The organism is Rheinheimera sp., assembly GCF_037442525.1.
In the GTDB taxonomy this organism is placed as follows: Bacteria; Pseudomonadota; Gammaproteobacteria; order Enterobacterales; family Alteromonadaceae; genus Pararheinheimera.
This window is the reverse complement of sequence record NZ_JBBIQD010000005.1, coordinates 188,360-200,016: the sequence shown is the minus strand read 5'-3', so window position 1 is coordinate 200,016 and position 11,657 is coordinate 188,360. Positions and strand designations below refer to the sequence as shown.

The window sequence follows — 11,657 nt, the reverse complement described above, 5'->3', positions numbered from 1 at the left end:
ATTCATTGTTGATTGTAGGGGCGTAGCTTGCTGCGCCCATGTTTTTAGCCGCAGGAGGCTAAATGTTTAAACCACAACTTAAAATCCCTGCCACTTATATGCGTGGCGGAACCTCAAAGGGCGTGTTTTTCCGGTTGCAGGATTTACCTGAAGCGGCGCAGCAGCCGGGGCCTGCGCGCGACCAACTGTTGCTGCGGGTGATTGGCAGTCCGGACCCGTACGGCAAACAAATTGACGGCATGGGCGGCGCCACGTCCAGCACCAGTAAAACCGTGATTGTCAGCAAAAGCAGCCAGGCAGGCCATCAGGTCGATTATTTGTTTGGTCAGGTGTCTATTGATAAAGCCTTTGTTGACTGGTCTGGCAATTGTGGCAATTTGTCGGCGGCGGTCGGCTCTTTTGCCATTCAGTCAGGCCTGATTGATGCCGCCGCTTTACCCGCCAATGGCCTGGCCACAGTGCATATCTGGCAGGTCAATATTCAGAAAACCATTGTGGCCCATATTCCGATGCAGGATGGCCAGGTGCAGGAAATGGGCGATTTTGAGCTGGACGGCGTGACCTTCCCGGCGGCTGAAGTGCAGCTGGAGTTTGTTGACCCGGCGGAGGATGACAACGAAGGTGGCGGTTCTCTATTTCCAACTGGAAACTTAGTTGACACTTTAACTGTACCCGATGTTGGCAGCTTTCCTGCAACCTTTATCAATGCGGGCATTCCAACCATTTTCGTCAATGCGGCTGATATTGGCTACACAGGTGCTGAGCTGCAGGATGACATAAATAACGATGCTGCGGCTTTAGCGCGTTTTGAACAAATCCGGGCTTATGGTGCCTTGCAGATGGGGCTGATTAAGGAGTTGAGCGAAGCACAAAGCCGTCAGCATACGCCAAAAATAGCTTTTGTCGCGCGGCCAACAAGCTATACCGCATCCAGCGGGAAAGCGGTTGATGCGGCAGAGGTGGATTTGCTGGTGCGGGCGCTGTCGATGGGCAAGTTACATCACGCCATGATGGGCACCTGTGCGGTGGCCATAGGCACGGCGGCGGCCATTCCCGGTACTCTGGTGAATCTGGCGGCTGGCGGTGGCGAGCGCAGCGCCGTGCGTTTTGGTCATCCGTCCGGCACCTTAAGGGTGGGCGCTGAGGCCCGCTTACAGGACGGCAGCTGGACTGTGACCAAAGCCATTATGAGCCGCAGTGCCCGCGTATTAATGGAAGGATGGGTGCGGGTTCCTGCAGAACCTGGTGCAAACCAGGGGCAGTGAGGGGGGGGCAGCGCAGCTGATTGAAAAAAACGGCAGATTGCAAATCAGCTGCAGTGCTTGTAGATTAGGGTGCGTATCGGATTTATCAGTTGGAGTGGAATGTGAAAAAGTTGCTTGCTGTGCTGTTTGCTTCAGTGGTGGTTGCGGCCCCGGTCAGTGCCGAAACCAAAAATTATCAATTACTGACAGTGGCCGGTTACCTGAATTTCTATTTGCTGAATGTGAATGCCTGCCAGGATTATCACCCAGAAGTCCGGCAGGAAGCCTATCTGACCGAAGCTCAGCTCTACCCCTGGCTGGATAAGCTGCAAAAAAAGCTGGGAGACGACAAAGCAACAGTGGCTGCAGTGGTGCAAAGCCGGCGTGAAGCGTTAAACCAGCAAATTGCTGAAGGTGAATTTACCATTGATCACTGTCAAGCCGTGGTGAAATTATTGTCCGGCGACGGTCTGGATAAAACCCTGCTGCAAAGCCTGAACTAAGTTGCACTGCTGGCAGCATTGACACACAATGCTGCTTTGTTTTTCGACTGGTGCCCCTGATGGAACTGCGCGTTTTATGTCCTGCCGATTTACCTGCCCTATTAACCTTACAAGCTGAATGTTATCCACTGGCACTGAATGAAAGTGCAGCCGTGATGCAAGGGCGTCTCGAAGGATTTTCTGCTTCCTGCTGGGGGTTATTCAAAGACAGGCAGCTGCATGCTTATTTACTGAGCTACCCATCAACCTATGGGAACATCAGTGCTTTGGGGGCTGATTTCAGTCTGTGTGCCAAGCCAGATACCCTGTACCTGCATGATATGGCGGTGTCGTCGGCCAGCCGGGGGGCAGGTCTGGCGAACCTGCTACTCCATCATGCGGAACACTATGCCAGGCAACAGCAATTTGGTTCATTGACGCTGGTGGCGGTGCAGGGCGCAGAAAGATACTGGCATAAACTGGGTTTTTCCATCCTTGAGACGTTGTCTTTGCAGCAGCAGGCCATGCTGCACAGCTACCAGCCGGAACAGGCCCTTTATATGCACAAACAGCTCTTTTAGTTCCTGCTGTCCATCGTAAAATTCCGGCTGTTAACCGCCTCGCCCTGCCTGCCCGGTTTGGCAGAGCCAGGTGCGTGGTGCAGAAAACTTCGGCGCAGTTCTGCTGAAAGTGCTTTCATTAAGCGTTTGAAAGTATTTGCTTTAATTTACTTTCGTTCAGAAAAGCTAAGCGGCAAATACCTCAGAATTTTGGCGAAAGCATTGCTGCTGACGATCCTTACACTGTGAATAACTCATTGATTCAAAAAAAGTATGCAATAAAACCATCACAATGACGCTGTAATCTCGCCCCCCATCAAACGCAAGGCCGAAAGCGGTGTTGCGACGAAAACCAACAAAAACTGATGTGAAGGGAACCCTGATGAAAGCGCATTTACACCATACAAGCTGTGCATTACCCAAGCGGACGCTGATCAGTCTGGCGGTAGGGCATGTGCTGATCGGCTTAATAAGCAGCCCTGTGCTGGCACAAACCGCACAGAGCGGTGAGCAAAAGGTCGAAGTCATTGCCGTCAAAGGCAGTTACAGCAAAAGCCTGGAACGTGCTGTGGACATGAAACAGCAAAACATTGGCTTCTCAGATTCTATTGTGGCCACCGACATTGCCGATTTCCCGGAGCAAAACCTGGCCGAAGCGCTGCAGCGTATGCCTGGTGTGACCATTGAACGCAGCAAGGGCCTGGGCAGCAAGGTGAATGTGCGCTCTTTACCGTCTGAGTTTACCCATGTGTCCATCAACAACCTGGCGACAGCCTCTGGCAGCGGTGGCCGCGACGTGGAGTTTGATATTTTCGCCTCTGAAATTATTCAAAGCGTGACAGTGCAAAAGTCGCCCACTGCAGCGGATGAGGAGGGCGGCATTGCCGGTTCAGTGCTGATTGGTACCGCCAAACCTTTTGACTTCAGCGAAGGCCAACTGGTGCTGTCGGCAGAAGGGGCTCATAACTCCATTTCAGAAGAAGTCGATCCGAAATTCTCATTGATGGCCAGTGACACTTTTGGTGACTGGGGTGCGTTAGTGTCTTTTTCCAAAGCCGAGCGGACCAACAGAACCGACTCCAACTCAGGTATTAATTTCCGTCCTATGGGCCGTTTTCTGGAAGCCTCTGGCACCCGTTCCACTCAGGCCGCTGCTGTGCTGGCCCGTGACGCCGGTATTGTGGTGCAGGACAGAATGAATAAAGACGAAACCAGCCGCATTATTTTCCAGGACAAAGTAGGCGACCGTGCTTATCTGAACGAGCAGGATAAATGGGGCGCCACAGCCTCTGTGCAGTACAAACCAAGTTCTGCATTCAGCCTGACGCTGGATGCGATGCTGGGCCGTTACGACAGCACGGAAGATGAATACGATGCAGCGGCTTATTCCGCTTCCAGCCGCAGCACCCTGGAAACCATTCATTCTTATGACGACACTACATTGGCTGAGTACGGCATGGTGGTGTTGACTGACGTGTCTTACACCGCTACCCAGCATGAGTTTCTGAGCAAAGAGCGGATTAACGAAACCGAATACAACCAATACAGCGCCACCCTGGACTGGCAGCTGAATGACTGGGATGTCAAAGCGCTGCTGGGCTATTCAGGAGCCGATAAAACGGCCGACTACGCCAACCTGAAGCATGTGGCTTATGCACCTTCCCGCACCCGCTGGACAACGACAGGCGGTGAGACCATTCCCAGCGCCAACCCGGCCACCATTGATATGTACAATGCGGCCAGCAAATATCTGTTTGAGGCCTATGAAACTGAGCTGGAGCAGGTGTCCGACGATAAATATGCGGCCCAGCTGGATTTTAAACGCGATATCGACTGGTCCGCAGTGGCTGCATTAAGTTCAGTGGAGTTTGGTGCCCGTTACACCGACAAGTCAAAAGAACGTCAGTTTGGCGCCATTAAAATTCAGGGCCCGGCCGCCGGTGACAGCTCCTGGGTCAACAAGCGTACCTTGCAGGACAGTGAATTGGGCTACATCTCAGACATAGTGCCTGGTGGTGCTTACCGGCCAAAAGATCTGAACTGGATGCAGGTGTCGAATGATTATGCCCGCCGTACATTCCGTTACGCCGGTTTCTACACACCATTCCAGGTCGATCAGTTCTACCGTGTGGATGAGTCAGTGACTGCACTGTATGCCATGGCGAATTTCGATTTTGAACTGGCCTCGTTGCCAGCCAAACTGAATGCCGGTGTGCGCGCCGTGGATACCGATGTCACCTCTTTTGGTTACCACCCCATCCAGAATGCTGATGGCAGCACGGGTTACACCAAAGATCCGGTGTCAAAAGACGGTAACTACAAGGATGTACTGCCAAGTTTCAACCTGACGGTTGAGCTTACCGATGGCGTGATCTGGCGTACTGCCGCCTCAGAAACCCTGATGCGTCCGGCCTTAACCGACATCGCGTACAAACGCAGTGTCAGCTGGAACGAGTTCCGCTTTAAAGACGGTAACCCGGATTTACAGCCAACCCAGGCCAAACAGTGGGAAACTGGCGTGGAATGGTATATGGAAAACGGCGGTATTCTGGCTGCGTCTTACTTCTGGAAAAACATTGAAGGGGTGGTGCGCGAAGCCCTGACCGGTGTGGTGGAAAATGTCGAAAAGCGCAATGCCGACGGCTCGCTGGATGGATACTACGACTTCGATGTCTATCAGCCGGTCAATGCCGAGGGCTCTTACAAAGTGACAGGTCTGGAGCTGATTGCTCAGTTGCCACTGGACGCACTGAGCCCGGCACTGGAAGGTTTTGGTATTAACAGCAACTACACCATGCTGGACAATACGCTGACCGGTTCGTCCACCCTGGGTATTCCAACACCGCCGGAAGGCCTGGCGGATAAGACCTATAACTTCACCTTGTATTATGAAAACGACAGCTTTGACGCGCGTTTGTCCTACAACTACAAGGATAAATACGTGGAATACATTCACCTGAATATGTATCCGGTGTACCGCGATGCCTATGGCCAGACCGATTTATCTGTCAGTTACCAGTTGACGGACAATGTCCGTGTCAGTCTGAAGGGCATTAATATCACCGATGAAGAGACCTCAGGTTACACCCTGACACCGGCCTTCCCGGTGATGTATGAGTTCTCGGGCCGTCGTTACAGCCTGGGTTTAAGAGCCGATTTCTAAGCTATTCGGCGCTCCAGGCCACAGCACTGCTGTGGCCTTTTTCTTTAAGGGACAGGACCCAATGACGTTCTCTGGTTCTCTTCGTTTTAGCGCTCTGCTGTTGACCGCCAGCCTGACCAGCTTCAGCAGTGCAGCCTTTGCCGTATCGACGCAGCAGCCACTTCAGGTTGCCTTTATGCCGGACGCACATTTTCATGATGTGTACGCCAAATTCGCCGACCACAGCTTTCGTGGCATCCAGGACGAGCAGAGCGGCCAGTTCGCGACTATCCGCACTATGGCTGCGCAGCTGCATTCCACCCGGTTATTTAACGAAAACTACTTTGCGCTGAAAGCGGCACTTGATGATGCCGCCCGGCGTCAGGTCAAGCTGGTGGTGTTGCCGGGAGACTTTAGTGACGACGGTCAGCCGGTGCATTTACGCGGCCTGAAGCAGCTGTTGCAGCAGTACCAACAGCAGCATGGCATGCGCTTTTTCCTGACGCTGGGCAATCATGATCCGGTGCGGCCTTTTGCCAGTGCCGGTGGTAAAGATGATTTTTTGGGCAGCGACGCCCGGCCTCAGCCGATTTACAGCCCGGATTCCGCAGAGTGTCAGTCTGCCAGCAAAGCCGCACGGCTGATTTGCTCGGCTGAGCTGGGCCATCTGGGCTACAGCGGTGTGCTGGAGCTGCTGGGCGATTATGGCTTTTATCCGAGCGAATCGGATCTGTATTGGGAGAGTCCGTATAGCCAGCTTGACCAGCCTTATCAGTACAGCAGCGCCAAAGCACAAAGTGGGTTACAGCAGCGTCAGTACCAGGTCTGTGCCAACCAAGGTAGTGCCAATCAAAGTAGCGCTAACCAACGCAGTGCGGCACCCGTCTGTGAGCTTGTGCCGGATGCCAGCTACCTGGTGGAGCCTGTGCCTGGGCTTTGGTTACTGGCGATTGACGCCAATGTCTACAAGCCCAAACTGGAGAATGGCCAGCTGGAGTATGCGGGCTCCGGCAATGCGGGCTACAACGAATTGTTGACCTACAAGCCGCAGCTACTGCCCTGGATCCGTTCTGTGGTCAGTCGCGCCAAAGCGCAGGGGAAAACGCTGTTGAGCTTCAGCCATTTCCCGATGGCCGAGTTTTATCAGGGCCAAAGTGCTGCTATCGAACAGTTGTTTGGTGAGGACCAAGGCCAGTTAAGCCGGGTGCCGCTGGCGCCAACCAGTGCTCTGTTAGCAGACACCGGGTTACGACTGCATGTGGCTGGCCATATGCATTTAAATAATACCGCCGCTGTGCCCGCCAAAGATGGTGGCCAGCTGGTGAATATTCAGGCGCCGTCATTAGCGGCTTATGTGCCGGCTTATAAGCTGCTGACGCTGCAAAACACTCAAAAAGTAAAAGTCGACACCATCCTGCTGCAGCAGGTACCCGGCTTTTCCGCCTTGTTTGGCTTGTATCAGCGCGAATGGCAGCAACTGAAGCAGCATGGCGAACCGCTGTGGGATCTCGGACTGTTGCAGGCAAAAAACTACCGTGACTTTACCAAAGGCCATTTGCAGGAGTTAACCCGGTTACGCTTTTTGCCACAGGACTGGCCGGAACAACTCAGAAGCTTGTTGTTGCAACTGAATGCCGGCCACATGCTGCTGTTGGCGTCAGAACCTGGTGAGCTGAGTCTGGCGAGCTACCTGAAAGCACCGGCGCAGTTAGCTGCCTTATTGCAACAACCGGCTTATCAGGCTCGGGCCAGGCAGTTGCAGCAACAGGCCAGTGCAGCAGGGCAAGACTGGGCTGACCTCAGCCAGATCTCCGGTTTTGAGGTGGCGGTGGATTTTTACCGGCTGCAAAATGCAGGCGAGTTGGCGATAACAGATATTGGTGAGCGTCGTCTGGCCCAGTACCGCTGGTTGGGTGAACAATTGGGGGCCGCCCCTGCTGTGGTGAGCCGGGACTGGCAGCAGCTCAGCCTGCAGCACTACAGTCAGCAGCATTTTGCTTTGTTGTTTGCCATTTTAAATGGCTTTCAGCAGGGGCTGCCCAATCGCCGCTTTAGCGTAGATTTGCAAAGCGGCGCCTTGCTGAAGGACTAGACTGCAAGGGCAGGGGGTGTTCCCTGCCCACAACAACTGACCAAAGGAGGCCACCGTGAGCCAAAACATCAACCCAGCTATGCTTGCCTGCGATCTGCACGACCATATCGAAATTATCTGTATGCGGCGTTACCAGGTAGAGCTGCATCTGCTGGATGGCACTGTGGTCACAGGTGTGGCCGCTGACACCCGCAGCAGCGGCGGGCAAGAGTTTCTTCAGCTGGAACTGCAGGGGCTGCCGCAGGACGTTGCGCTGCTGCGAATTGAACGCATCCATGTGCTTGACCCGCAGGCCCCGCTGCAGGATATCTGGTTGCAGCAGGGCGGCAGCTGCGCCTTGTAGCCTCAGGCCGACCCGCCTACCAAGGCGGCTACCAGACAGCGCAATCCTACCGCTATTGGGGGCCAGCTCGATCTTATACCGCAAGACACAACTTCGTTCACACGGAAATTTGTCATTTTTAGTTGCAGCTGGTTTTGCTGTCCCGTCGCCCCTGAAGCTTAATGTTTTTTAATTAACCTCGTGTTTTTATTCTAATTTCTTGGCAGAATGAGTTTTGTTAGGGATTTTCCCATTTCGATACGACAAAAGGGGTTGCAGACAGTGACGTTGGTAAATCACAGCACAAATTTTGACTTTCTGAGCGAACACGACTCGCTGTTTACCGAACTTGCAGCTGCTGCTGAGCGTGCCTTTCCCAGCGACCCCAATACCACTTTGATGAAACTGCGCCAGTTGGGTGAAGCCTTGGCCCAGCATATTGCTGTTTTGGCGGGCGTTGATTTTGACCAGCACACCACGCAGGCTGATCTGCTTTACAAACTCAACCGTGAATTAAAGCTGGAGCCTGTGGTGCGTGAGCTTTTTCATACGCTACGCATAGAGGGAAATAAGGCAACCCACCAGTTCAAAACACCGCATAAAGAAGCCATCAACGGCTTAATGGTTGCCCGCAAACTGGCGATTTGGTTTCATCAGTCCTTTGGTAAAGCCGGAATTGCTTTTAAACCGAGCCCTTTTGTAGCGCCTGTCGACCCGAGCCAACAGCTGCGTGACCTGCAAGCTGAAATTGCCAAAGTCAAAGCGGAGTTACAGCAAGCCAGTATCGATTTAAGTTCCAGCAAGCAGCTAAACGAGCTCATCGCCAAAGAAAAGACTGAATATGAAACGCTGTCATTTGCGATGGATGCAGAGGCAAGGGCGTTAGCAGCGCAATCGGCGCAGCACGAGCAGGCATTGGCGCAGCAGCAGCTTGAGTACGAAACCAAAATCAAAGCGCTGCAATCTCAGCTTTCACAGAAAGATGAGCAAACGCAGGCGCAACAACGGCAGACTCTGAACAAAAACACTCAGGCAGCAACCCAGCATATTGTGCTGGATGAAGCGCTTACCCGTATTTTGATTGACCAGCAACTGAAAGAAGCTGGCTGGGTAGCGGACAGCGAAGCACTGACTTTTAAAAACGGCGACCGACCGGAAAAAGGCAAAAATAAAGCCATTGCAGAATGGCCAACTTCACTTAACGGCGAAAAAGGTCGGGCTGATTACGTGCTCTTTGCTGGCCTTACGCCAATTGCCGTGGTTGAAGCGAAAAAAGAGAACGTCAACGTCGCCGGTAAAATCGATCAGGCTGAACGTTACAGCCGCGGTTACCAACTGGCTTCAGCGCAAACCGGCGCCTGGCAATTGGCAGGCCTAGCTTCTGCCTGGTCAGATGGGCAGAGTGGCCATTATCAAGTGCCGTTTGTCTATTCCTGTAACGGCCGGCCTTATGTGCCGCAATTAGCCGAGCAATCCGGCACCTGGTTTCGTGATATCCGCTCGCCAAGTAACCTCAAACGGGCCTTACAAGGCTTTCATACCCCAGAGGGTTTAACCGACTTGCTGAAACGCAGCAAGGAAGAGGCAGAGAAACAACTGCAGCAGGAACCTTTTGGCTACCTGAAGGTTCGTGAATACCAGAAAAAAGCCATTGAAGCGGTAGAGAAAGTGCTTGCCCAAAACCGGCCGACTGCCTTGCTGGCCATGGCGACCGGCACCGGCAAAACCCGCACCATTATTGGTTTGATGTACAGGTTTTTAAAAACTGAGCGCTTTAAACGAATTTTGTTTTTGGTCGACCGAACAGCGCTCGGCCAACAAGCGTTAGACAGCTTCCATGAGGCACCGCTGGAGCAAAACCACACGCTGTCAAAGATTTACAATATCGCTGAACTGGGCGATATGGCCGCCGAAGCTGAAACCCGCGTGCAGGTGGCCACAGTGCAAGCTATGGTCAAACGCATCTTTATCAGCGATAACCCGCCGGCGCTTGACCAATTCGACTGCATCATCATCGACGAAGCGCACCGTGGTTACACGCTGGATCAGGAAATGACAGACGGTGAACTGGCAACCCGGGATGCGGCGCAATACCTATCCAGCTACCGGCGCGTGCTCGATTATTTTGATGCCTTCAAAGTAGCGCTCACCGCCACGCCAGCCAAGCATACCAGCGAGATTTTTGGTAAACCGGTGTACACCTATTCGTATCGCGAAGCTGTGGCCGATGACTGGCTGATTGATCACGAGCCGCCGATCCGCTTTGAAACTTTGCTCACTCAGAACGGCATCAAATTTGAAAAAGGTGCAAAGGTACAGGCCATCAACACCCAAACCGGCGAAATTGAAGTAGCCGATCTTGAGGACGAACTTAATTTTGAGGTGGATGCTTTTAACCGTCGGGTGATCAACGAAAACTTTAACCGGGTGATTTGTAACCAACTGGCCAAAGAGCTCGACCCCTTTGGCGATGAAAAAACCATGATTTTTTGCGCCACCGACTTGCATGCCGATATGGTCAAACGCCTGTTAGACGAGGCGTTTAAAGAGCTCTACAACGGTGATTACAACCAAGCAGCAGTGGCCAAAATCACCGGTCAAAGCGATAAAGTGGAACAGTTAATCCGTCAGTACAAAAACGAGCGTTACCCCAATATCGCCATCACTGTTGATTTACTGACCACAGGCATCGACGTGCCGAAAATCTGTAATCTGGTATTTATGCGCCGGGTTAAATCGCGCATTTTGTACGAGCAGATGATTGGCCGTGCGACACGACGCTGTGATGAAATCGGCAAAACCGTGTTTCGTATTTACGACCCGGTGGATATTTACGCCACGCTGCAAGACGTCAATACCATGAAACCGCTGGTCAAAGACCCCAATATCACCATAGAGCAATTAGTCGACGAATTGGTGAGCCCTGAAAAATTACAGCAAGCGCTGGCAACCCCAGGTGAACAACAGGGCCAAACACATGCCGACGTTGTGTTAAGTCAGCTCAGTCAAAAACTAATGCGTGTACTACGTAAAGCCGAAAACAAAGCCGACAAAAAGCCAGCGCTGAAAGAAAAACTCAGTGAGCTACAAAACCTGTGGGGCGTTGAACCGAAAAACCTGCACACCCATTTAAAACAAATGGGCCCGACCCAAGCTGCCAAATTTATTCAGCAACATAGCGGGTTGTTAAACCAGCTGAACGCCGTCAACCAATTGATTGGCTCGCTGTATCAGCCGGTATTGTCTGATCACTATGACGAACTGGTGGTGCATGAACAAAACTATGGCAAATATCAAAAGCCGGAGGATTACTTAGAAAGCTTTGAGCAGTTTATCAAAGCACAACTCAATCAATCCGTGGCACTTGCGGTGGTGGTAAACAAACCACGGGATTTAACCCGCGAGCAGCTCAAAGAAGTAAAGTTGATGCTCGATAGTGCCGGGTTTTCTGAGGCAACCTTGCGATCTGCCGTGCGTGGTCAAACCAAAGAAGACATTGCAGCCAGTATTGTTGGCCATATTCGACGGGCGGCGCTCGGTGAGCCGTTGCTACCTTTTGAACAGCGGGTGGCCAATGCCATGCAGCGGCTGTACAAACAACACAACTTCAATTCGAACCAACGCAAATGGTTAGAACGGCTCGCTAAACAGTTAGTGCATGAAGTGGTGGTTGACCGCGAGTTCGTCAACAACTGTTTTGCCAACGACGGTGGTGCGAAGCGGCTCAATGTGGTGTTGGATAACCAGCTTGACCAGGTGCTGGCTGAGTTATCTGAAGCGATGTGGCTTAATCAAAGTGCTTAAAGCGTTTTTAT

Annotated in this window: 7 protein-coding genes; all 7 read left to right on the top strand. The window is 52.5% G+C overall.

Features of this window, described 5'->3' with window-relative positions; all coding sequences use genetic code 11:
- Window positions 1–62: 62 nt before the first annotated feature.
- The 7 genes from prpF to hsdR all read left to right on the top strand — a co-directional run bounded on the left by prpF (window position 63) and on the right by hsdR (window position 11,646).
- Window positions 63–1,265 carry a 2-methylaconitate cis-trans isomerase PrpF gene (gene prpF, locus WKJ03_RS10250; RefSeq protein WP_337842102.1) on the top strand — a complete coding sequence of 401 codons (1,203 nt, stop codon included), beginning with the start codon at window positions 63–65 and terminating at the stop codon, window positions 1,263–1,265.
- Between the two features lie 101 nt (window positions 1,266–1,366).
- Window positions 1,367–1,747, top strand: coding sequence for a hypothetical protein (locus WKJ03_RS10245; RefSeq protein WP_337842101.1), 381 nt, complete (start codon window positions 1,367–1,369; stop codon window positions 1,745–1,747).
- A 59-nt stretch (window positions 1,748–1,806) separates the two neighbouring features.
- Window positions 1,807–2,307, top strand: coding sequence for a GNAT family N-acetyltransferase (locus WKJ03_RS10240; protein WP_337842100.1), 501 nt, complete (start codon window positions 1,807–1,809; stop codon window positions 2,305–2,307).
- A 361-nt stretch (window positions 2,308–2,668) separates the two neighbouring features.
- Window positions 2,669–5,449: a TonB-dependent receptor gene (locus tag WKJ03_RS10235; RefSeq protein ID WP_337842099.1), complete on the top strand. Its 2,781-nt coding sequence runs from the start codon at window positions 2,669–2,671 to the stop codon at window positions 5,447–5,449.
- Window positions 5,450–5,510: 61 nt separating this feature from the next.
- A complete protein-coding gene (locus WKJ03_RS10230) occupies window positions 5,511–7,520 on the top strand; it encodes a metallophosphoesterase (protein WP_337842098.1) in 2,010 nt (669 codons plus the stop codon).
- A 55-nt stretch (window positions 7,521–7,575) separates the two neighbouring features.
- Window positions 7,576–7,863 (top strand): Rho-binding antiterminator, encoded by a 288-nt coding sequence (locus WKJ03_RS10225; protein ID WP_337842097.1) that lies wholly within the window; start codon window positions 7,576–7,578, stop codon window positions 7,861–7,863.
- A gap of 261 nt (window positions 7,864–8,124) precedes the next feature.
- The gene (hsdR, locus tag WKJ03_RS10220) at window positions 8,125–11,646 is read left to right on the top strand and encodes a type I restriction-modification system endonuclease (RefSeq protein ID WP_337842096.1); all 3,522 of its coding nucleotides are present in this window, start codon (window positions 8,125–8,127) and stop codon (window positions 11,644–11,646) included.
- The last annotated feature ends 11 nt before the right edge of the window (window positions 11,647–11,657 follow it).

What these genes read in the sequence shown, in the direction of transcription:
- prpF (WP_337842102.1), top strand. Translation starts at nt 63, where the DNA reads ATGTTTAAACCACAACTTAAAATCCCTGCCACTTATATGCGTGGCGGA.
- WKJ03_RS10240 (WP_337842100.1), top strand. Translation starts at nt 1,807, where the DNA reads ATGGAACTGCGCGTTTTATGTCCTGCCGATTTACCTGCCCTATTAACC.
- WKJ03_RS10235 (WP_337842099.1), top strand. Translation starts at nt 2,669, where the DNA reads ATGAAAGCGCATTTACACCATACAAGCTGTGCATTACCCAAGCGGACG.
- WKJ03_RS10230 (WP_337842098.1), top strand. Translation starts at nt 5,511, where the DNA reads ATGACGTTCTCTGGTTCTCTTCGTTTTAGCGCTCTGCTGTTGACCGCC.